Source organism: Ensifer adhaerens (genome assembly GCF_001270265.1).
In the GTDB taxonomy this organism is placed as follows: Bacteria; Pseudomonadota; Alphaproteobacteria; order Rhizobiales; family Rhizobiaceae; genus Ensifer; species Ensifer adhaerens_B.
Map to the genome: position 1 here is coordinate 453,479 of NZ_LGAP01000001.1, position 21,200 is coordinate 474,678.

Here is a 21,200-nt window from a genome sequence, read left to right on the forward strand (position 1 = left end):
GAGAGCAAAAATAGGTACCAAGTCAAGAGACGAGACCAGTAAAACAGGAGCCTCAAATGCGTTCGCAATCCATAATCCCGCGTCTAACCGGGCCGGTCCTCGTTGGGGCCACCCTTCTCGGTGGCGCCGCTCAAGCGGCGATCACTCGTCAAGATTTCACCGTCATCAGCGAACCGGGCGTCGAGCTGTCGGTCCGCGAGGTAAGCGACACCGAGGGTCAGTATGGAAAGCCTCCGGTTGTACTGCTTCACGGCGCGCGCGTTTCGGGCGTTGCCACCTTCGACCTCCCGGTGGAGGGCGGCTCTCTGGCGGCGGATCTGGTCCACGCCGGGCACCGGGTCTTCATCATGGATGCGCGCGGCTACGGTGGCTCAAGCCGGGATGGGCAGGACGGCAGACAGGATGGCCAGCCCCTCGTACGCTCCAACGAGGTGGTTCGTGACATTGGCGCCGTGGTCGACGCCGTCCAGGCAAGGACAGGCGTCTCGCAAGTTGCCCTGCTGGGCTGGGCCACCGGCGGCCACTGGGCGGGGATGTACGCCAGCGAGAACCCCTGGGAGGTGAGCCATCTCGTCGTCTACAATAGCCTCTACGGCGCACACGCCGGTCACAGGACCCTGGGGCCTGGTTCGGACACGGCCGACCCAAGCAACCCCGACCTGTTCAACATCCAGCGCTTTGGGGCCTATCGGTTGAACACCGCTGCCTCCCTGCTACCCTCGTGGGATCGGTCGATTCCGGTCGAGGACAAGGCCGCCTGGCGCGATCCGAGGGTGGCGAAAGCCTATCAAGGCGCCGCGCTTGCCTCTGATCCGACCTCGGGCAGTCGCAACCCGCCTTCGTTCCGAGCGCCATCGGGAGCGATAGCCGATTCCTTCGAGCTCGCTTCGGGACACAAGCTGTGGGATGCCGGTCCGATTACCGCGCATGTGCTGGTAATCCGGTCCGGGAATGATTTCTGGAGCCGGCCCGAGGACGTGACTTCGCTGGCCCAGGATCTGAGGAGGGCGGCGAGCGTGCGCAAGCTCACAATCCCCGAGGCGACGCACTATGTTCATCTCGACAGGCCGGAGCGGGGGCGCCGCAGCTTTCTCGCCGAGGTAATCCGCACGCTTGCGCAGCCCGCGAAAGTGCGAGCGGCTCGCTGAGGAAAAGCGCATCGTCGAGGCCGTGCTCGTCTGTCTGGGTCGGTTCCGGTAGAAGTCGAAATGACACCTTAGCAGGATTTCGTTTCGAATCTTCCGATCCGGCATCAGTGACGAGGCTTTTGCAGCCCGACGGAGTCCCTCAAGATCAGATCCACCTCTGCAATCTCCCTTATGGGTTCCTTGTTGCCGTTTGCCTCAACGAGGTTAATCAGGATGTCGGCGAGGTGTTCTCCCGCTTCGCGCACCGACCTGAAGGTAGAAGTCAATGGCGGATCAAAGTCTGCCGGCCTGATACCGCGAAGGCCGTCATCGTGGCAAACAACGGAAACGTCCTGCCCCACCCGAAGGCCGCGCTCTGTGACGGCCCGATATACGCCCTGAGCCAGGAATACCGATCCGCAGAGGAATGCGGTCGGCGGATTTTCTGACGAGAGGAGCGCGGTTGCAAGATCGTATCCCGCCTGCTCCGTCATCGGGGTTTCGAACATCATATCCGGATCGGGAACCCTTCCGCGCGCCTCAAGTGCCCGGCGGTAGCCTTCGCGTCGCGCGTTCGCATAGCGGAAACGCAGGAAGGAATTCAAAACGGCGATCCGCTCATGGCCGTAGTCGAGCAGCAGTCCTCCGAGCTTCTCGAACACGGCAGCATTGTCGATGTCGATGAAGGAATAGGGCAGATCCACGTCGCTGCGCCCATGCACGACGAAGGGGATGCCGAGGTCGTGCAATAGCGGGATGCGGGGGTCATCGACGAGCGGCCGCGTGATGATGATGCCGTCGACGGTCCTCGATGTTGCCAATTTGCGAAGAACGTCCTGCTCATTGTCCGAAAACGGCGTCAGGAGGAGGCTGTAGTTGCGGCGCGTGACGACATCGCTGATGCCGGTCAGCACGTCGACGAAGTTCGTCTGCGCCAGTTGCAGCCGTTCGAGCGGAAACACCAGACCGATCGCCTCCGTCCGGCCCGTCGCAAGGCCGCGGGCGCGGACATTAGGGCTGTAGCCCAGCTTTTCGGCGGCCGTGGTCACACGCCTGCGCGTGCTTTCGGGGATCGAGTGATGCGCGCGCAATGCGCGGCTGATGGTGGACTGGGACAGGCCCAATTCCTCCGCCAAGGTCTTGAGATCGACGCGCTGCGATTTACGCAAAGGCTTGCTTTGATCGATCATTGTCCCCTCCGTTGGCATCAATCGCTCCTTTCGATGGGCGTGCCTTTTGAAAGCAGACCTTAATGTTGTAACGGTTTATATTCAATAGCTTATTGCGAATTTACTCTGCGCTTCCGGTCTTTCTTGACAAATTTCTGCACCTCTGCAATTCTACGCAAGCGCTTGCGTAGCGCTGTGGAGAGGTCTCAAAGGGAGGAATGACGATGCTGCACGCGTCGACTCGTGGTCTGGTTTCATCGGTAAAAATGTTCTCGGCCGGTGCGCTCGCGCTTGGCCTTCTCGCCGCCCAGCCGGCCAGCGCCGTCGAAATCGAATATTGGCAATACGTCTTCGAAAGCCGCGTCCATGCGATGGACGAACTGATCAAGGAATTCGAGGCAGAGAACCCGGATATCACCGTCAAGCAGGTGACGTTCCCCTATGCCGACTACCAGACGCGCGTCGTCGCGGCGAAGGCTGCCGGTAACGGCCCGGACGTGGTGCAGCTCTTCTACGGCTGGCTCGACAATTTCGTGGCCGGCGGCCTTGTTCAGCCGCTCTCGAAGGAAAAATTCCCGGCCGCCGACATCGAGAAGGACTTCTTCCCGATCGTTTCGGCGATGAAGCGCGGCGAGGACTATTACGGCCTCCCGACGGCCGTGCGCTCCATGGCGCTGTTCTACAATAAGAACCTGTTCAAGGACGCTGGCCTCGATCCCAACAAGCCGCCGCAGACGCTGGACGAGATGGTCAAGGCCGCCAAGGCGACGACCAAGCAGGACAGCGCCGGCAACTTCCAGACCGTCGGCATGGCGCTCGACATCGCCCGGCAAGACCATAACTGGTGGCGGGAAATCCTCATCCGCCAGTTCGGCGGCGAACCCTATTCCGCCGACGGAACGAAGGTCACCTATAACAGCGACGGCGGGCGCAAGGCGCTGGAATTCTACACCGGCCTGCAGTCGGGCGAGAAGGTCGGTCAGGAAGGCTTCATGGACGAGGGCCAGGCGGCGTTCCGCGCCGGTCTTGCGGCCATGGTGATCGACGGAACCTTCCGCCTCGCGTCGTTCAACACGATCTCCGGCTTCGAATGGGGCGTGACGGAGCTGCCGGCAGCGCCAGACGGCACGCGCTCGAACTATGCCAGCTACTTCGCCAACGCCATCGGCGGCACGGCCGAGGGCGAGAAGCTGGAAGCGGCGGAAAAATTCCTAGCCTTCATCTCCTCGGAAAAGGCGATGAAGGTGTGGCTCGAAAAGGGCGGCGAACTGCCAGCGCGCAAGTCCATCGCGCTTTCGGAGGAGAACCTTGCCCATCCGGTCTACGGCCCGTTCATCCGCGGCCTCACCTATGCCCATACGACGCTGTTCGTCGACGAGGCCGCCCAGCGGCAGATCACCATCGACATGGTGAACTCGGTGCTGTTGCAGGGCCAACCGGTCACCGACGCGCTGAGCGCGGCGGCCGCCAAGGAACAGCAGCTTCTCGACAAGCGCAAGGCCAACTGAGGATCGAACCCATGTCGCTCAATCGAACGGCGGCCGGTGCGGGGCAAAAGCCCCGCGCCTGGGACCGCTTATCCATCTCGACCAAGCAGATCGTCTGGGCCTGGACCTTCCTTGCCGTGCCGATGCTGTTCTTCACCGTGGTCCGCTTCTATCCCACAGCGGAAGCCTTCTATCTCTCCTTGACGGATTGGGACTTTTTGCGTCCGGCGAGCTTCATCGGGCTTGAGAACTACAAGATGCTGCTGTCGGACCCGGTCTTCTGGCAGGTGTTCCGCAACACCTTCGCCTATCTCCTGATCGGCACGCCGATCAGCATCGTCCTCTCCTTCGTGATCGCCTACTATCTCGACCGCATCGAATTCGGCCATGGCTTCATTCGCGCGCTGTATTTCCTGCCATTCCTGACCACGGCCGCCGCCATGGCCTGGGTCTGGCGCTGGTTCTACCAGCCGCCGCCGATCGGCGTCATCAACAGCCTGCTCGGCGCTTTCGGCATTCCTGCGCAGCCCTTCCTGCGCTCCGTCGACCAGGGACTGCCGGCGATCATGGTTACAGCGATCTGGGCAGGCCTCGGCTTCCAGATCATCATCTTCCTGGCGGGGCTCCGGGCAATCCCGGCGACCTACCACGAGGCCGCGCGCGTCGACGGGCTCGGCGAATTCGCCATCCTGCGCAAGATCACCCTGCCGCTCCTGAAACCCACAACGGTCTTTCTCGTCGTCTTCTCGTCGATCGGTTTTCTGCGCATCTTCGATCAGGTCTACAACATGACGAGCAACGATCCCGGCGGGCCGTTGAACACCACCAAGCCGCTCGTGCTGATGATCTACCAGACGGCCTTCTCATCCTACCAGATGGGCTATGCCGCGGCACAAACCGTCGTCCTGTTCCTGATCCTGTTCGCCATTTCCATGGGACAGCTCTGGATCCTGAGGAGCCGCTGACATGACCACGAAAACCGCAACCAACAACGCCATCTTCCGCTTCCGGCCGGGCTTCATCATCTCCTGGACTCTGCTCTTCATCGGCGGCGTCATCATGATCACGCCGCTGCTCTTCATGTTCTCGACCTCGCTGAAATCGGCGGGTCAGGTCTACGATCTCCGGCTGATCCCTGCCGCGCCGACGCTCGACAACTATATCCGCGTGCTCTCGGACGGCCGTTTCGTCCGATGGTTCCTGAACTCCAGCCTCATCGCCGTCGTCGTCACCGCCTCGTGCCTGTTCTTCGACAGTCTGGTCGCCTATACGCTCGCGAAATTCAACTTCGCCGGCCGCAAGCTGGTCTTCCTCGCGATCCTCTCGACGCTGATGATCCCGACCGAAATGCTGGTCATCCCCTGGTATCTGATGTCCAGCAAGTTCGGCTGGCTCGACAGCTACTGGGGCATCATGTTCCCCGGCATGATGACGGCCTTCGGGGTCTTCCTGATGCGCCAGTTCTTCGAAACTGTGCCGAACGACTTTTTGGAAGCCGCGCGCATCGACGGGCTCAACGAGTTCGAGATCTGGTGGAAGATTGCCATGCCACTGGTGACGCCTGCGCTTTCGGCGCTCGCCATCTTCACCTTCCTCGGCAACTGGACGGCGTTCTTCTGGCCGCTGATCGTCACCACCGACAAGGACCTCTACACGCTGCCGGTCGGGCTTTCGAGCTTCGCCGTCGAGCAATCCATCCAATGGGAAATGATCATGACGGGGGCGGCGATCGCCACCATCCCGACGCTGCTCATCTTCCTCTTCTTCCAACGTTACATCGTTCGCGGCGTCATGCTCGGCGGCGTGAAGGGATAAGACCATGACCACACCCCAAACCAAAGACCGAACCAAGTTCCCCGATCCCGTCTATGCGAGCACAGTCCTCGAACCCCTGTTTGACGGTGCGAAGCGCCACCATGCGCGCGCCCTTCAGAAGATCGACCGCGCCCATCTGTTAATGCTGGTGGAAACCGGCATCGTTCCCACCGCGCAGGGCGGTCGCATCGCGGCCGCGCTCGAAGCCATCTCTTCCGAGATCGAGCCGGGAGAGCTGAGCTATACCGGCGAGGTGGAGGACTTCTTCTTCCTGATGGAGAAGGAACTGAAGACGCGCGTCGGCCCCGATCTCGGCGGCCGACTGCACACCGCCCGCTCGCGCAACGATATCGACCACACGCTTTTCAAGCTCGGCCTCAAGGAGCGCATCGACGCGCTGCTGACAAAGAGCCGGGCGCTGCTGGCCGCGCTGATTGAGACCGCCGAGCGCGACAAGGCCACGCTCATCGTCGCCTACACCCACGGCCAGCCGGCGCAGCCGAGCACCTACGGCCACTATCTCGGCGCGGTGATCGAGATCCTGATCCGCGATATCGAGCGCATCGAGGCGGCGCGGACCATCGTCGATCGCTCCTCGATGGGCGCGGCGGCGATCACCACCTCGGGTTTTCCGATCGATCGCCACCGGGTCGCCCATCTGCTGGGCTTCGCCGAGCCGTTGCAGAACTCCTATAGCTGCATCGCGGCGGTGGATTACGTGACCTCCGTCTACGGCGCGTTGGAACTGATGTTCCTGCATCTCGGCCGCCCGATCCAGGACTTCCAGTTCTGGTCGAGCTTCGAGGTCGGTCAGCTCTACCTGCCGAACGCCTTCGTGCAGATCTCCTCGATCATGCCGCAGAAGCGCAACCCCGTGCCTTTCGAGCATCTGCGCCATCTCGCCAGCCAGGCGGTCGGGCGGGCGCGGGCAGTGCTCGACGTCATGCACAACACGCCCTTCACCGACATGAACGACAGCGAGGGCGAGACGCAGGACATGGGCTACCAGGCCTTCGACGTCGCCGAGCGCGTGCTCGATCTTCTCGCCGCCGTGGTGCGCGCCGCCGAGATCGATCCGCGCCGGGTGGCGGTCAACCTGCGCCGCTCCTGCGTCACGATCACCGAGCTGGCCGATACGCTCGTTCGCCGGGAGGGACTTTCCTTCCGCCAGGCGCATGAGATCGCGGCGGTCGTCGCTCGCAGCGTCGTCGCCATGGACGGTGACCTGTCCGGCGACGGCTACGCGCCCTTCCTCGCGGCCTTTGAGGAAGCGACCGGACGAGCGCCGGGGATTGACGCCAATACATTCAAGACCATCGTCTCGGCCGAGAACTTCGTCGCCGTCCGCGAGCGGTTCGGCGGGCCGGGCACGACCGCGCTGGAGGCAGCGATTGCCGGCTACCGGCGCGACGAGGCCGCCTTGGCGGCTAGGGCGGAGGAGCGCGCAACGCGCGAGGCCGATGCGGCGAAGGAACTGGAACAGAAAATTGCCGAACTTGCGGGAGGTGCGTGATGGCAAGCATTGAATTGGACAAGATCGTCAAGTCATACGGGGCCGTCACAGCGGTCCACGGCATCGACCTGTCGATCAAGGATGGCGAGTTCGTCGTCTTCGTCGGCCCGTCCGGCTGCGGCAAGTCGACGACGCTTCGGATGATCGCCGGCCTCGAGGACATTTCCGGCGGCGAACTCAGAATCGGTGGAGAGGTCGTCAACCAGCGCGAGCCAAAGCAGCGTAACATCGCCATGGTCTTTCAGAACTATGCGATCTACCCGCATATGACCGTGGCACAGAACATCGGCTTCGGCCTCTACACCTCGAAGCTGAGCAAGGCCGAGAAGGACGCCCGCATCCGAGAAACCGCCCGTGTGCTTGGCCTCGAAAAGCTACTCGAACGGCGTCCGGCCGCCCTTTCCGGCGGCCAGCGTCAGCGCGTGGCCATCGGCCGCGCCATGGTGCGCGACCCGGCGGTGTTCCTGTTCGATGAACCGCTCTCCAACCTTGATGCGCAGTTGCGCGGCCAGATGCGGCTGGAGATCAAACAGCTTCACCAGCGCCTCGGCACGACGATCGTCTTCGTCACGCACGACCAAGTGGAGGCCATGTCGCTCGCCGACAAGATCGTTGTCATGCGCGACGGCCATATCCTACAGGTCGGCGCGCCGATGGAGCTCTACAACCGCCCTGGCGATATATTCACGGCCCGCTTCATCGGCAGCCCGGAGATGAACATCATCGGTGCGGATTTGCGCGACGGGCGCGCTGAATTCGGAGCCAACGCCACCGCCATCCGGTGGAATGCTGTCGAAGGCCTACCGCCCGGTGGTAGGCGCAAGGTCAGCATCGGGGTGCGTCCGCAGGAGCTGACGCTGGTGACGCCGAACGACAGCCTGGCCGCTTTCCTCATCGAGGGGACGGTACGGGTCGCTGAGCCACACGGTTCGGAAACGTTTGTCCATCTTGATTTGCCCGAAGGCTCGATCGTCGCTCGCGCACCCTCCGAGCGCTCCTACCGCCCTGGCGAGACGCTTAGCTTTACCGCCGAAGGCAAGAGTGTGCGAATCTTCGATGCGGAGACGGAGAAGCTGCTGCATTGAGGTTACGTTGGGCCTGCGGATGGAATTCGCAGGCCCTCGCCCGTCGATCGACGGCGCGTGCTGCTTAACCCAAATTCCTTTGACCTAAGACCGTCCCTGTTACCTCAGGTTCTCGGAGGTGCAGTAGATTGCCTTACAATCAACTCGACCGGCCATTTCACGCTCAACGAAGGAGCATCTTTCCCATCGAGAATGCTCACCAACATTTCCGCGATCTTCAACCCTGCGAGCCGAACCGATGATCGGGTCGTCGTTAGGACCGGCACCATGTCGGTTGCACTTAAGTAAGGAAAGACGTCGTCATGGGCAATCACGGAAACCTCTCGTCCCACTTCCCAGCCATTGGATCGAATTGCCTGGTAGACACCGACTGTAGACATCATCGAACCGACGATGAGAGCGGTGGGACGTGGCGACATAGACAATAAACGGCTTGTGGCGCGGAAGCCTGCTTCGGTAGTAAACCGATCATGGACAATAAAGTCGCTACGGGGTTCGAGTCCTCGCCCAGTGAGCGTCTCAACATATCCCCTCTGGCGGTCTTCCGTGAAGGTAAAACCAGCTAGACCTTCGATGATTGCAATCTCCTTATGACCAAGATCAAGAAGGTAGGACGTTGCCTGGCGGTATGCGTCCTCATTGTCAATATCCAGCCAAGCATACGGAAGATCAACGTCAGTGCTGCCGTGCAGTACGAAGGGAAACTTCTTCTCAACGAACAGCCTGATGCGCGGATCTGAATGCACGGGATCCGTCAAGATAACAGCATCGACACTTTTGCTTGAGATCCAACGACGATAGATCGCCATTTCGTCTCCGTTGAGCAGGGGGCTCATGAGAAGGTCGATTTTCGCCGCTGCAAGTCCCTCGGCCAATCCGGAAACATACTCCACGGTTTGCGCGCTATATCGATCGCTGAGGTGACCGGGTAAAACAATTCCAGCGGCCCCGACACGTCCGGTAGCCAGTCGGCGTGCACTGGTATTGGGGGCGTATCCAAATTTCCGCGCGGCCTGTTCCACGCGTACGCGAGTCTCCTCGTTCACCTCGGGAAACCCATTGAGCGCTCGGCTAATCGTCGTCTTGGAGAGACCAAGTTCTCGGGCAAGTTCTTTTAAATTCATGCGTCACCGTAATTTCTTTTGCAACTGGATATCACACCTCCCGCCAAAACAACAAACCCGAAATTTCAAACCGGTATGAATCTTTCCGGCACCAAGTTGTCGCGGAAAATAAAGCCGGGTTGACAAGCTCAGCCACGTATGGGTAGTTTGTCTCAAACCGGTTTGAAAGACTCGGTTAAAGCAAGGGAACATCAAATTCGTTTTTCATCATCTCTGGGAGAGTCCTGTGAAGAGCATCATATCAGCAATCGTCGCCACGACAGTCCTCGTGTCCACTGCGAGCGCGCAGGAAGACAAGGTCTTCCGCGTCTGGTGGTTCGAGGACCAAGGGAACGCCGCGGACTTGGCTTGGAGTAAGGCGCTTGATGAATTCAAGTCCAAACATCCCGATGTAGAAGTTCACTTTGAGCGCAAGAGCTGGGATCAGCTCGTGACGGCAGGCACAATGGTGCTCAATTCAGACTCGACTCCTGACCTTCTCGAATATCCCGGAGGCAATGCATCGACAGGCCTTGCCGCTTCCAGTGGCCTCCTTGAAGATCTTGACCCGGTTGCGGAAGAACGCGGTTGGACCAAGGCACTCAACCCCGCACAGTTGATGTTTGGACGCTACGACGAGCGCGGCCTTTTCGGTTCCGGCCCCTTGGTCGGCATTCCAAACGGCGCAGAATTCGTAACCGTTTTCTACAACAAAGATATGTTTGCTCAGAACGGCATCGAAGTTCCAAAGACGTTCGAGGACTTTGAAAAAGTTTTGGATGCGTTTGCTCAGAACGGCGTCACTCCTATTGCCACGGCGGCAAACGACTACCCGGCGCTTCATGTCTGGTATGAACTTGCGCTCGCCAAGAGCGACCGCAAATGGCTCGACCAATTCCATGGACTTAAAGCTCCGCTTGACTCCACGCCTTTCCTGGAAGCTTCGAAAAAGCTTCAGGACTGGGTGACGAAGGGCTATATCTCAAAGGACTCGACTGGGCTGACGGCTTCCGACATGGTGGGGCTTTTCGAGGCCGGCAAGTCGCCGATGGTCGTTACTGGCACCTGGTACGCCACTGAATTCAATACGAAAATCACGACCTTCAAATGGGGTCAATTCTTGTTCCCCGGAAACACAATCCATCCGGCCTCGACGGGCGGCCTCTGGGTGGTTCCCAAGACGGCAAAGAACAAGACCCTCGCTTATGATTTTATCGACATCACGCTCTCAAACGAGAATCAGAAGGCTCTTGCCGACGGAGGCGGCGTGGCCCTGATCGCCAAGGCAGAGGATATTTCCAACCCGACAGGAGCGGAGTTGACGAAGACCGCTTCGGACATCGTGGCGGCCAACGGACTTGGCTATTATCCCGACCAGCCGTTTCCCGGCTACTACGAAATCATCCGTACGAAGGTGCAAGCGCTGGTCGGAGGAACGATTTCGCCCGAAGATGCCGTCGATGAGATGAAGCAGGCGTATGACGACGCCCAATCCGACGCCCATTGAGCGCAAGCAGGTGCTCTTTCGCCCGCTTAAGACGGCGGAAGAGCATACTGGCGGGAGACAAAGAACCCATGTCAGCACCACGGACGCAGGCTATGGAGGCCGCCAAGCCTTCTAGCTATCTACTGTATATCCTTCCGAGCGCAATCGGTTTTGTCGGGATCATTATCATCCCGTTCATACTGAACATTGCAGCAAGCTTCACCCAATGGCGAGGCGTCGGCATTCCCAAGTTCATAGGCCTGGCAAACTATGCCAGGCTATTGAAGGACGAGCTGGTTTGGGAGGGATTCTACCACAGCTTGATCTTTATCCTTTCCATGGCGGTCATTCCCACAATTCTCGGCCTTATTCTTGCTGCGCTGCTGTTCGACTACGTCGCGGCGCGCTTCGGGAAAACCACGGCAAGCTTCTTTCGGGCCGGTTTCTATCTGCCGCAAATCTTGCCGCTCGCGGTGGCCGGTGTTCTCTGGGGCTGGATCTTCAGCCCGATTGGGGTGCTCAACACGACACTGAAAGCCTGGGGGCTCGATTTTCTCGCGCGGAATTGGCTTGGCGATCCAGGCACTGCGATGCTTTGCGTCATGTTTGTTATGGTCTGGCTACAGCTCGGATATTCGTTGGTGATTTTCATGTCCGGCCTGGCGCGGGTCGATCCCGCCCTCTACGAGGCGGCAGAGCTTGACGGAGCCACCTGGTTCGAGCGGTTTCGCTATATTACTGTGCACATGCTCAAGCCTGAACTGTTCGTGGTTGGTTTGACTACGACAATCGCTGCGCTCAACGTCTTTGCCCCGGTGTTCGTACTCACGAAGGGTGGACCGAATAACGCCACGACCGTTCCTTCGCTTCTCGCATACTACCATTTCTTCACCACCAACCGTGTCGGATACGGCGCGACCATTACGACGATGCAGACCGCCCTGACCATGCTGCTCGCCTACGTGTTCGTTCGTCTTCAGTCGCGGGATCAATGAGGACCGGAAACATGGGCAAAAAAAACCACAGCGATGCCGGTATGCATAGAATAAATCTCTCTGCTTGGCTGGTGGTCGGCCTTCTTGGGGCGAGCGTGCTCGTTACGCTATACCCATTCTGGCTTGCTGCAACGAATGCCGTCAAATCTCCGGCCGACTACGGTGCCAATGGTCCGATCGCGCTACCTCAGAGTTTTGATCTCTCCGGACTTTTGAGATTTTGGCACAACGTCGATTTCACGCTGAAACTCTTCAACAGCGCGTTGATCAGCGGCGCCGTTGCCGCCATCGCCGTCCTTTTAAGCTTGCTCAGCGCCTATGCGATAGGAATTGGACGGATTAAAGGTTCGAGAACAGTGCTGTTCATCGTCACAATGGGGATGATGGTCCCGCAGGAATCGCTCGTCTATCCTCTCTACTACATCATGAAGAGTGTTGGTCTGTTCGATACGCGAACGTCGGTGATCATCATCTTCGCTGTGTTGCAGAGCGCCTACGGCACCTATCTTCTGTCAGCAGTTCTCAGCACCTTCCCGCGCGAGCTTCTGGAGGCCGCGGAAATCGATGGAGCAAGCCGTTTCGAGGTTCTCGTTCATGTGGTGACGCCGCTGCTACGGCCTACGCTGATGGTGCTCGCCACATTCTTCTTCATCTGGACCTGGAATGAGTTCCTGCTTCCGCTCGTCCTGCTGATTTCCAATGACAACCAGACCGTCTCGGTCGCCATGGGAACGCTGAATACACAGTACACCTCCGATCCCACGACGACGGCTGCAGCGTCACTTCTGGGGCTTGCACCGACGGTTCTCTTTTTCCTCATTTTCCAGCGTACCCTCACGCGCGGCATCGCCGTCGGGGCTGTCAAATAGCGCGCAATGCACATCCGCCAACTGAACACCGGCGGTGAGGGGTAGTTGTTCGGGCAACAATGGGAGTCTGAATGACCTAGGAAAAGGCGGCAGCCAGCCGCCATCCGGACGTCTGGCCAGGAGTATTCGAACTCCAGCTATGTCCCGGAAAAATCTGACACAAAACAGCTCGTCCATCGGCGAGCCGGAGGCTTAAAGTGGCTAGTGTAAGCATCACATCATTGCGCAAGTTCTATGGCACGCATTCCGTCTTGCACGGCGTGGACGTGGAGATCGCCGATGGCGAGTTCGTCATCCTCGTGGGACCGTCCGGCTGCGGAAAGTCCACGCTTCTGCGTATGATCGCCGGTCTGGAAACGATCAGTGGCGGCACCCTCATGATCGACGATCGGATCGTCAATAACGTTGCCGCCAAGGAACGGGACATCGCCATGGTCTTCCAGACATATGCGCTGTACCCACATATGTCTGTGGCCGAGAACATGGGGTTCTCGCTTAAGCTAGCCAAATGTCCCAAGACAGAAATTGACGAGCGTGTGCGCCAGGCTGCTGACATCCTCGCACTCACGGCGCTTCTCGAGCGAAAGCCTGCACAGCTCTCCGGCGGCCAACGCCAACGCGTCGCGATGGGCCGAGCAATGGTGCGCAACCCCAAGGTATTTCTGTTCGACGAGCCGCTTTCCAATCTGGACGCCAAGTTACGGGTCCAGATGCGAACCGAGATCAAGGAACTTCATCGCAGGCTGGGATCCACGATCGTCTACGTGACGCACGATCAGATCGAAGCCATGACCATGGCGGATCGTATCGTGGTTATGCAGGGCGGCTACGCGCAGCAGATCGGCCGCCCGCTCGATATTTACGACGCGCCGGCCAATACGTTTGTTGCGACCTTCATCGGTTCGCCCGCGATGAACCTGATCACCGGAAAGATCGAATACACAGACGCCAGCGGACGGCTACTGTGCGCCGACGGAGCGTCGATTTCCCTGGATGATCCCGCCATCGCGGCTTTCGCAGGCGAAACGGTGACCTTGGGCGTTCGGCCGGAGCATCTTCAGCTTTGTGCGCCCGGAGACCTCAATGCGTTCACTGCGGAAGTCACCGCGGTCGAGCCGACCGGGGCGGAAACCTTCGTCGTGATGAAACACGGCGGACAGGAGGTCACGGCCGTCTTGCGCGACCGCCTGGCTGTCGAACCGGGTGCGCATCTCGAGCTGTCGATTGCCAAAGGCAAATTACATTTCTTCGACGCGAAAACGGGGCTGCGGCTCGCCCCGTAAACCGATCCGCAGAGGAACGAGACGGACGGGAGGAGCGCTCGTCTGGCCGCCTGTCTATCATGCAAAACCGAAAGGAAACTCAATGTCTATCCGCGTTCTCGTATGGGGTGAAAACGTCCACGAACGGACCAACAAGACGGTCGCAAAGCTCTATCCCGAAGGGATGCACACCCAGATCGCCAAGCTGATCGCCGCCGAAGGGCGCATCACGACATCAACTGCAACGCTTCAGGACCAGGAGCACGGCCTGACGGAAAAGGTTCTGGACAATACAGACGTCCTCGTTTGGTGGGGCCATGCCGCGCACGATGAAGTAAAGGATGAGATCGTCGAGCGGGTCGCCAAGCGCGTCTGGGAAGGCATGGGGCTGATCGTTCTTCACTCTGGACATTTCTCCAAGATCTTCACCCGGCTCATGGGTAGCCCATGCGCGCTGAACTGGCGCGAGGCTGGTGAACGTGAGCGTCTCTGGGTCGTTAATCCGGGCCACCCTATTGCCCGCGGCCTGCCCGCCTATTTCGAGCTTGAAAACGAGGAGATGTACGGCGAGCCCTTCTCTGTTCCCGAACCGATTGAGACGGTGTTCCTCTCATGGTTCCAGGGCGGAGAGGTCTTCCGATCAGGGCTCACCTACCGTAAGGGCGCGGGAAACATCTTCTATTTCCGGCCTGGCCACGAAACCTACCCGACCTACTACAACGAGACCGTAGGCCTCGTGCTGCGCAACGCCGTGAACTGGGCTTACAATCCTCAGCGCTTCCCCATGATTACCGATGCTCCGAACGTGCCGGTCGAGAGTGCCCTGGAATCCATCGTCGCCCGCGGCGAGTCTCTGCATGAAGCCGGTCAGGAAGGTTTCCGCTGAGCCACGGGCGGACGAACATCAACTAATCACTCAATGGGATCTAAACCTATGCGACTTCTTATTTTGGGCACCGGTTGGTTCGCTCAGACTCATGCGGAGAATTTCTCCAAGATCGAGGGTGTCATGATTGCTGCCGCCGTCGATCAGGACCCGGTGCGCCTCAAAGCCTTCTGCGAAAAATACGGAATCGCCAATGAATTCTCGTCTCTCGAAGAAGCGTTAGCCTGGAACGAATTCGATGCCGTCACCAATGTGACCCCTGACAGTGCCCACTACCCGACAACGCTCCAATGCATTGCAGCGGGAAAGCACGTCTTCTGCGAAAAGCCTCTTGCCACCAATCGTGAGCATGCGCACGAAATGGCGGACAAGATCGAAGGCGCAGGACTTGTCGGCATGGTAAACCTGACCTATCGCAATGTCCCTGAGCTTCAAGCCGCGCGCCAGATCGTTACTTCCGGTCAAATCGGCGCAGTCAAGCACGTCGAAGCGTCCTACCTTCAAAGTTGGCTTGTTTCAAAGGCCTGGGGAGACTGGCGCACCGAAAGCCAGTGGCTCTGGCGGCTTTCTAAGAAGCACGGCTCGCACGGGACGCTCGGCGATGTCGGGATCCATATCCTCGATTTCGCGTCCTACGGCTCCAACCTGGAAATCGAGGATGTCTATTGCCGCCTCCACACCTTCGAGAAGGCGGAGGGCAACAAGATCGGCGAATACGAACTGGATGCCAATGACAGCTTCGCGATGACGGTCAGTTTCAAGAACGGTGCGCTCGGCGTGGTGCATTCCAGCCGTTTTGCCACGGGTCACATGAATGATCTGAGGCTACGCGTGTACGGCGACCGCGGTGCCGTTGAGGTTCAGCATCGGGAAGATGGTTCGCATCTGCTCGTCTGCCTCGGCGACGACGTCGAAACCGGTACGTGGAATCAGGTCGCGGTTGAACCGGTAAGAACGAACTTCCAGCGTTTCGTCGAAGCGGTCAGCATGGGTATTACCTTCGAGCCGTCGTTCCGCCATGCCGCTCGAATACAGGATGTCCTCGATATTGCAAACTTGACTCATGCCGAGCGCCGGGCGTTCTCTCTGTCGAGAGACTACGACGGACTATCTCCGCAGGGAAATGCGCTGTCGGGAACGTAGTGCGTCTGGCGGAAGTTGCGGTTGTCTGCTCCCCCCGGGGAGCAGACAACCTTAAAGCCAAACCCGCACGGACCGTGAACCTTCGTCACGAACGCGCATGATCGTCTGCCGGCTAGTGGTGAATTTCCTGCCGATGGCCGAAACGCTCATTCCTGTCGCGAGATCGTCGCGCACATCCAGCTTCTGTTTTTCGCTGAGCGTGGGCGGCCGAGGGTCTTTCCTTCTGACTTGGCACGCTTGAGGCCAGACTTCCTCGCCGTCAGTGCAGGCATGAAGCCCGGCTTCGCCGCCTGCTCCCTGGTAGGGGCCGTTTCCGGCAGGCCTGCGATATCGATGCCCTTGGAGCCCCAGCGCGCTGCCTCCTTGGCGCGCGGCTTGCCGCGGCGAGTCACGATGGTGGATGCCTGACCTCGCACCAGCACGCGCTTTGTTCAGGCGTCGGGTTTTCGTCGCTTTGACCGACCAGATCGACATCTGGAAAACCGTCGATGTCGCTCCCATCTCCTTTGGATCACGAAATCAGGGAGGTTGCGATGTCCGGACCTGCCGCTGACGCCGTCGAGGATAGGTTGCTTGAAATACTCGCGCCCATGCGTGCCTGCCGTGGCACCATCGTCTGCGATTGCTGTCGACGGGCGAGAAGCACGGACGACTTCGACGAGGATTGCTTCGGCATCTGCTGCGACTGCCTGACTTCCGATGAGTTGTTCGTCGAATTGGATGCGAGCATGAAAGGTGATCCGTCTACGCGCTCCTGAGCAGGGAAGACATCAGGCCCGATAGGCAGATCCCATTACAGGGCCGTCTTGAGGATCTTCGTCGAACCTGATCGGCAGCCACATCCAGTTCCCTAGGTTTGGGGATACGGTTATGCAATCGAATCCTTGCGCACAATTGTTGACAAAGGCGTCCGGTTATCGCCTTGTCGAATCCATGGATTCGATCTCTGAAATCATGCGCACGCTGAGGGGCGGACGGGCGCTGCTGGGTCTCAGCCAGGAGGAACTCGCGGAGCTTGCGGGCGTCAGCCGCCAGATCGTCGTGAGGATCGAGAAGGGCGAGAGCAACGTCCTCGTGGAGGCCGTCGAGAAGGTGCGCGCGGCGCTCGAGTCCTCGGGCGTGGCGTTCATCGACGCCACGCGGGAGCATGGTCCGGGCGTCGCCATGACGCGACGACCGTCCGCCGCCGACACGGACGCCCAAGGATTCCGCGACGGCTAGCGGACGCTTCCGTTCCTCGATCGTTCCGGCGGATGCCCGCGGACGATGGCCTCCACGTCGTCCGGCTCGAGAATCTCCCTTTCCAGCAGTTGTCCCGCCAGGGCCCGGACGGCACCGAGACGGGTCCTGACGATCGCCTTCGCCCGCGACAACTGCTCTGCGAGAATGCCGTCGATCTCCCGTCTCGCCGCCGCGGGAATGCCGCCGCTCCAGCCGATGCCGGGATGGTCGTCCTCGAGCAGAAATGACAGGCCGCGGCCCATCCCATAGCTGCACACCATCCGCACGGCGATCGATGTCGCCTTGTGAAGGTCGCTGCCGCGGCCTCCTCCGGCGCCGACCGATCGGGCGCCGAGCAGGACCTCCTCCGCGGCGGCTCCGCCGAGTATCCTGCAAATGTGCGCTTCCATCGAATCCCGTGTCTCCATGTCTCCGGGCAGGTCGAGATACCGGGTCATCCCCTGGGCGGTTGCTTCGGACGAGAACGTCCTGAACTGCCGGCGCATGGAGACGCTCGCCCTGCAGCCAGGCTGGAGGGCGAGTGCGACGACGGCATGCCCGCTCTCGTGCGCCGCGACGCGCCGCGCGGTCTCCGTAGGAAGTGTCTGGAGCGGCGGCAGCGCAAGGCCGACGTGGGCCGGTCCTGCCGGCTGCCCGGCCGCCCTGGCCAGCCGCCTGGCCTCCCGCGACAGCTTCTCGAGATCGGAGCCGCTCCATCCCCCGAGGTCTGCCGCGAACCTCCCCAGCTCCCGGTCGTCGACAGTGGTTCCCAGGTGGAAGCGAAGTATCTCGCTGCGCTCCTCCGCGTCCGGAAGGTCCATTCTGACATGCCGTTCGATCCTGCCGCTTCGCAGCAGCGCCCGGTCGACCGCTTCCGGGAAGTTGGTGGCCCCGACCACCACGATCCCCTGCCTCCCGTCGACGCCGTCGATGCACTCGAGGAGGGAATTCACGACCTGCGTCTGATAGCCGACATGGTCGCCCGAGAATTTCGTTCGGTCGCCGATCGAATCCAGCTCGTCGAGGAAGACGATCGCGGGCTGAAGTTCGCCGGCCCTTTCGAAGGTCGATCGCATCGCGGCCAGAAGGTCACCGAGATGTCCCCTCGACTGCCACTTCGCGACCGACGCCGCAATCAGGGGAATGCCGCACATCTTCGCAAGAGCGCGCGCGAACAGGGTCTTGCCGGTCCCCGGAGGGCCGTGGAGAAGGATTCCGCGGTCGAGATCGGTCCACGCAATCTCGCCGCTGCGTGCACGCTCCAGATCCCTGGCGAACGACCGCGCCCAGGGCTTCAAGTCCCTGTAGCCGGGGAGGTCCTCGAGGCTGGGGTTGCCGTCCGCCGCCGCGCCCGGCACGGAGGTGCGCAGGATCCTCGCATGTTCGGATGTGAGGCTGAACTTCGTCAGGACTGGAGCAAGCATCACGACGTCGTTGCCCGAGAGCAGTTCGGCCGTCTCGGCCCGGATCGGATTTCGTCCGAGCAGCGACCGCGCCGCTGCAATGTGGGCCGCGGAAGGTTTCGGCAGATCGATCACCGCGTCGGCCGCCGCCGCCAGTTCCACAGGCAGATCCCTTCTGTGCCTCGCGAGCACGACGATCACGGGAACTCTCCCGTAGCAGCGGAGGAGGTCGCGGCCTCCCTGCGCGGGAATCCTTTGACGCGGTTCGGACTCGATGACGTGGATGAGCGCCTTTCCCTCCCTCGTGTTGTCCCAGTCCGGTGGGCGGCCGATGACAAGGAGCGCCGCGGCCTTCTCATAGATGCCGAGATTCAGCGCGGCTTCCGCGATCAGAACCACGATGGTCGGGCGGCCCCGCCTGAGGAGGTGCTGCGACCGCAGCGCCCTGCCCACGCAGCAGCAGGCAAGGAAGAGCGCCGGCGACTGCCGAATCTTTCGAAACTGGTCGGCGTCGAGCCTTCCGAGCGGCGGGTTCTTTTCCATTTTTCAGAACTCCCCGTCCACGCTCCATCGCCGAAGCGAGTCCTCGGCAACCGGCGAGGGGTGACCGACGCGGTACCAGCGCTGGGACGAGCGTGCGATTCCTTGCTGAAGCGAGAAGAGGTGGAGCGGGGCCGTGAAGCTCATCGAGCTGCGCTGTCCGTGATGCTCGCCGCTGTCGCCGGGATATGTGATGAATCCCACGAGCGTCGGCACGATGAACTTCTCGATGAACCACTGTTCGACGACCGGCGTGTGGTTGGTGTCGAGCTGGGGGAGGGATCTGCCGTCGATCACGCGGCGCAGGTCCTCCGCCAGATGCTCGACGGCATTGGCATGGCGGGCGACCGACGCCCATGAGGAATTCGCCCGGTTTTCGCCGATTCTAAGCATTGTGCGTCTCCCCATCAGCGTGTCGGATCGCGATTGGATTTCCAAGTTGTGAGTTTGGATGATTGAAAGCTTTTCGCCATCGAAGGCGCAAGAATGTTAGTTCGGCGGCTTCTATACTTTCCGGCGGGCCGAAGTTTTGGATACCCCTATAGCTAGGAACCCGGCCGCCTGAGGCGAGACATTCGGCGGCGACGCGACATTTATGGCGTGGAGTGACGAAGATGACCGGTCCTCTCCGGATCTGCTCTCCGAGCAGCAGGGATGGCGAGCGGCGGAGTGCGTTTCGCATTCCGCAATGCGCTAGGAGTATGTCGGGAGACCGGGAAGGCTTGCGGAGCTCCGGGTTGTGCAGCCGGGAACGCATGTCAGTTCCTTTCCGACCCGTGGGGTCGGCCCAGGCGATACCAGCGGTTCAGTGTGCGGGCCACGCCCTGCTCGGCATTGATATGGAACACCTGGGTCGAGAAGCAGCGACGCCCGTCAGCAATGCGCGGGTGTCCAGTGACGATACCCGTCAGCCCCACCGCGGGCTGCGGGACGAGAGCGTACTCGTCGAGGAATGGAGCACCGGCCAGCATTCCAGGACCGAATCCTTCGGAAGCAGCCTTGCGTATGTCATCTGTGAGGCGGGCCAGCGTATCGGCGTTGACGAATGTGTAATGCATAGGGTCTCTCCAGACTGGTTGGATTGCGGATGGTGTCTCTTGGCGGAATGCTTCAGCGGATCCGCTGTCAGCGGTACTTGCGCGGGTGAGCGGCGGCGGAGGATGGCCACATTGTGGGCGAATGATCTGGAAGCACGGGTTCGCAGGAGCGGACTGCATGGAGCTCGCCAAGTTGGCTGGCCGTCTTCGGACGCCGTGGCAGTCCGCCCGCCCTGCTGCGCTCGTTCGTGACCGCCTCGAAGGTAATATGTCCGGAAATGCGGGACGCAATGCGTGGCGACCTATTGCAGAAGGATGCCGATCAGCCGTCGTCGAGTTCTTGGATGGCCCTTGCTCCCGCCATGCGGGGCAGCCTCCCTGCGATGGTTGCGATTTCGCTGCGCCGGATATGCCGAATACAATCATGTCGTGGGCTCCTTGTGGTGCGACTCATGATCATTAAGATCACGAGGTGATCAAAATGATCACGAAGAGACGCATTGTCAACACAAGCTAACTATCCCCGTTCGCTGTCGGCAGTTCTCGCAACGAACAGCTCCGGCCGGAGCCCTCCCGGAGGGAGCTCCGCTGGATTGCCCTCGATGGGCGCTCGGGACTCCTCCCGAGACGTGTGGCCCGCCCTGCAGACCGAATGCTCAACCCCTGTCGAAGAATTCGGTCAGCCGAACGCAAGTGGTACGCGGCTTCGGCCGTTCGAAGTTCATCCAATCTTCGTCCTCCTTCCGGAGGAAACTCGGGCAGCCATGATCCTTGCCTCCCGGCGATATGCCATAGCAGGGAGAAAGCGTCACTCCCTGGGGTGTGCGAGTTTTGTCGTATCCAGTGAAAGACTTGACGATGAATCCTTCTTTCATAGTCACGTGAATAGGGGAAAAAGACAAGATTACGCCGTAGTTGTGTTGATATTAATTGTTGACAATTACTTCGCATCGCCTGATGCGTATCATCGTTAACACGACGAGATAGTATGTTAAGCGTGGCGGTGTCGCTTGATAAACATGAGGCCGTGTGACATTATATTAGGCGCGCGAATTGCCG

General features: G+C 60.3%; 18 protein-coding genes and 1 pseudogene. 13 read left to right on the plus strand and 6 right to left on the minus strand.

The features are described 5' to 3' along the window. Window positions 1-56: 56 nt before the first annotated feature. Window positions 57-1,148, plus strand: a complete 1,092-nt coding sequence (locus tag AC244_RS02190; protein ID WP_053247170.1) for an alpha/beta fold hydrolase — start codon at window positions 57-59, stop codon at window positions 1,146-1,148. A gap of 104 nt (window positions 1,149-1,252) precedes the next feature. On the opposite strand, the gene AC244_RS02195 is transcribed toward AC244_RS02190, so the two are convergent. Beyond that, entirely contained in the window at window positions 1,253-2,317 is a 1,065-nt protein-coding gene (locus AC244_RS02195; RefSeq protein ID WP_053247171.1) for a substrate-binding domain-containing protein, read from the minus strand. A 203-nt stretch (window positions 2,318-2,520) separates the two neighbouring features. Between AC244_RS02195 and AC244_RS02200 the strand changes: the two genes are divergently transcribed. Genes AC244_RS02200 through AC244_RS02220 form a run of 5 tightly spaced genes read left to right on the plus strand, consistent with a single transcriptional unit; the run spans window position 2,521 to window position 8,196 of the window. Continuing rightward, a complete protein-coding gene (locus tag AC244_RS02200; RefSeq protein WP_053247643.1) occupies window positions 2,521-3,804 on the plus strand; it encodes an extracellular solute-binding protein in 1,284 nt (427 codons plus the stop codon). Between the two features lie 11 nt (window positions 3,805-3,815). Beyond that, window positions 3,816-4,748: a carbohydrate ABC transporter permease gene (locus tag AC244_RS02205; protein WP_082366704.1), complete on the plus strand. Its 933-nt coding sequence runs from the start codon at window positions 3,816-3,818 to the stop codon at window positions 4,746-4,748. Window position 4,749: 1 nt separating this feature from the next. Beyond that, entirely contained in the window at window positions 4,750-5,598 is an 849-nt protein-coding gene (locus AC244_RS02210; RefSeq protein ID WP_053247172.1) for a carbohydrate ABC transporter permease, read from the plus strand. Between the two features lie 4 nt (window positions 5,599-5,602). Beyond that, a complete protein-coding gene (gene argH, locus AC244_RS02215; RefSeq protein ID WP_053247173.1) occupies window positions 5,603-7,111 on the plus strand; it encodes an argininosuccinate lyase in 1,509 nt (502 codons plus the stop codon). Continuing rightward, entirely contained in the window at window positions 7,111-8,196 is a 1,086-nt protein-coding gene (locus AC244_RS02220; protein ID WP_053247174.1) for an ABC transporter ATP-binding protein, read from the plus strand. Before argH ends, AC244_RS02220 begins: the two co-directional genes overlap by 1 nt. A 104-nt stretch (window positions 8,197-8,300) precedes the next feature. Here AC244_RS02220 and AC244_RS02225 read toward each other — a convergent pair whose 3' ends face one another. Next, window positions 8,301-9,320, minus strand: coding sequence for a LacI family DNA-binding transcriptional regulator (locus tag AC244_RS02225; RefSeq protein WP_053247175.1), 1,020 nt, complete (start codon window positions 9,318-9,320; stop codon window positions 8,301-8,303). A 226-nt stretch (window positions 9,321-9,546) separates the two neighbouring features. Here AC244_RS02225 and AC244_RS02230 point away from each other — a divergent pair, with 226 nt between their 5' ends. The 6 genes from AC244_RS02230 to AC244_RS02255 all read left to right on the plus strand — a co-directional run bounded on the left by AC244_RS02230 (window position 9,547) and on the right by AC244_RS02255 (window position 15,940). Further along, window positions 9,547-10,806 carry an extracellular solute-binding protein gene (locus AC244_RS02230; RefSeq protein ID WP_053247176.1) on the plus strand — a complete coding sequence of 420 codons (1,260 nt, stop codon included), beginning with the start codon at window positions 9,547-9,549 and terminating at the stop codon, window positions 10,804-10,806. Between the two features lie 92 nt (window positions 10,807-10,898). Continuing rightward, window positions 10,899-11,780: a carbohydrate ABC transporter permease gene (locus AC244_RS02235; protein WP_053247177.1), complete on the plus strand. Its 882-nt coding sequence runs from the start codon at window positions 10,899-10,901 to the stop codon at window positions 11,778-11,780. 11 nt (window positions 11,781-11,791) lie between these two features. Then, on the plus strand, window positions 11,792-12,649 hold the full coding sequence (locus AC244_RS02240; RefSeq protein ID WP_234716831.1) for a carbohydrate ABC transporter permease: 858 nt from the start codon (window positions 11,792-11,794) through the stop codon (window positions 12,647-12,649). Between the two features lie 197 nt (window positions 12,650-12,846). Further along, complete coding sequence (locus AC244_RS02245) at window positions 12,847-13,932, plus strand: ABC transporter ATP-binding protein (protein WP_053247178.1); 1,086 nt, start codon at window positions 12,847-12,849, stop codon at window positions 13,930-13,932. An 82-nt stretch (window positions 13,933-14,014) separates the two neighbouring features. Then, on the plus strand, window positions 14,015-14,797 hold the full coding sequence (locus tag AC244_RS02250; RefSeq protein WP_053247179.1) for a ThuA domain-containing protein: 783 nt from the start codon (window positions 14,015-14,017) through the stop codon (window positions 14,795-14,797). Between the two features lie 48 nt (window positions 14,798-14,845). After that, entirely contained in the window at window positions 14,846-15,940 is a 1,095-nt protein-coding gene (locus AC244_RS02255; protein WP_053247180.1) for a Gfo/Idh/MocA family protein, read from the plus strand. A 51-nt stretch (window positions 15,941-15,991) separates the two neighbouring features. Here AC244_RS02255 and AC244_RS38735 read toward each other — a convergent pair. After that, a pseudogene (locus tag AC244_RS38735) lies at window positions 15,992-16,191 on the minus strand (recombinase family protein); the annotation flags it as partial. A gap of 619 nt (window positions 16,192-16,810) precedes the next feature. On the opposite strand from AC244_RS38735, the gene AC244_RS02270 reads away from it, so the two are divergent. Beyond that, a complete protein-coding gene (locus AC244_RS02270; RefSeq protein WP_234716832.1) occupies window positions 16,811-17,161 on the plus strand; it encodes a helix-turn-helix domain-containing protein in 351 nt (116 codons plus the stop codon). Here AC244_RS02270 and AC244_RS02275 read toward each other — a convergent pair. From AC244_RS02275 to AC244_RS02285, 3 genes are all read right to left on the minus strand, one after another. Further along, window positions 17,158-19,107, minus strand: coding sequence for an AAA family ATPase (locus AC244_RS02275; RefSeq protein ID WP_053247183.1), 1,950 nt, complete (start codon window positions 19,105-19,107; stop codon window positions 17,158-17,160). The genes AC244_RS02270 and AC244_RS02275 overlap by 4 nt on opposite strands. A 3-nt stretch (window positions 19,108-19,110) precedes the next feature. Then, window positions 19,111-19,497: a hypothetical protein gene (locus AC244_RS02280; protein ID WP_053247184.1), complete on the minus strand. Its 387-nt coding sequence runs from the start codon at window positions 19,495-19,497 to the stop codon at window positions 19,111-19,113. A 365-nt stretch (window positions 19,498-19,862) separates the two neighbouring features. Continuing rightward, a complete protein-coding gene (locus AC244_RS02285) occupies window positions 19,863-20,162 on the minus strand; it encodes a DUF6634 family protein (protein ID WP_053247185.1) in 300 nt (99 codons plus the stop codon). Between the last annotated feature and the right edge of the window lie 1,038 nt (window positions 20,163-21,200).

Bases quoted from the DNA above. Each gene is read 5' to 3' on its own strand.
- AC244_RS02190 (WP_053247170.1), top strand. From the start codon at position 57: ATGCGTTCGCAATCCATAATCCCGCGTCTAACCGGGCCGGTCCTCGTT.
- AC244_RS02195 (WP_053247171.1), bottom strand. From the start codon at position 2,317: ATGATCGATCAAAGCAAGCCTTTGCGTAAATCGCAGCGCGTCGATCTC.
- AC244_RS02200 (WP_053247643.1), top strand. From the start codon at position 2,521: ATGCTGCACGCGTCGACTCGTGGTCTGGTTTCATCGGTAAAAATGTTC.
- AC244_RS02205 (WP_082366704.1), top strand. From the start codon at position 3,816: ATGTCGCTCAATCGAACGGCGGCCGGTGCGGGGCAAAAGCCCCGCGCC.
- AC244_RS02210 (WP_053247172.1), top strand. From the start codon at position 4,750: ATGACCACGAAAACCGCAACCAACAACGCCATCTTCCGCTTCCGGCCG.
- argH (WP_053247173.1), top strand. From the start codon at position 5,603: ATGACCACACCCCAAACCAAAGACCGAACCAAGTTCCCCGATCCCGTC.
- AC244_RS02220 (WP_053247174.1), top strand. From the start codon at position 7,111: ATGGCAAGCATTGAATTGGACAAGATCGTCAAGTCATACGGGGCCGTC.
- AC244_RS02225 (WP_053247175.1), bottom strand. From the start codon at position 9,320: ATGAATTTAAAAGAACTTGCCCGAGAACTTGGTCTCTCCAAGACGACG.
- AC244_RS02235 (WP_053247177.1), top strand. From the start codon at position 10,899: ATGGAGGCCGCCAAGCCTTCTAGCTATCTACTGTATATCCTTCCGAGC.
- AC244_RS02240 (WP_234716831.1), top strand. From the start codon at position 11,792: ATGGGCAAAAAAAACCACAGCGATGCCGGTATGCATAGAATAAATCTC.
- AC244_RS02250 (WP_053247179.1), top strand. From the start codon at position 14,015: ATGTCTATCCGCGTTCTCGTATGGGGTGAAAACGTCCACGAACGGACC.
- AC244_RS02255 (WP_053247180.1), top strand. From the start codon at position 14,846: ATGCGACTTCTTATTTTGGGCACCGGTTGGTTCGCTCAGACTCATGCG.
- AC244_RS02270 (WP_234716832.1), top strand. From the start codon at position 16,811: ATGCAATCGAATCCTTGCGCACAATTGTTGACAAAGGCGTCCGGTTAT.
- AC244_RS02275 (WP_053247183.1), bottom strand. From the start codon at position 19,107: ATGGAAAAGAACCCGCCGCTCGGAAGGCTCGACGCCGACCAGTTTCGA.
- AC244_RS02280 (WP_053247184.1), bottom strand. From the start codon at position 19,497: ATGCTTAGAATCGGCGAAAACCGGGCGAATTCCTCATGGGCGTCGGTC.
- AC244_RS02285 (WP_053247185.1), bottom strand. From the start codon at position 20,162: ATGCATTACACATTCGTCAACGCCGATACGCTGGCCCGCCTCACAGAT.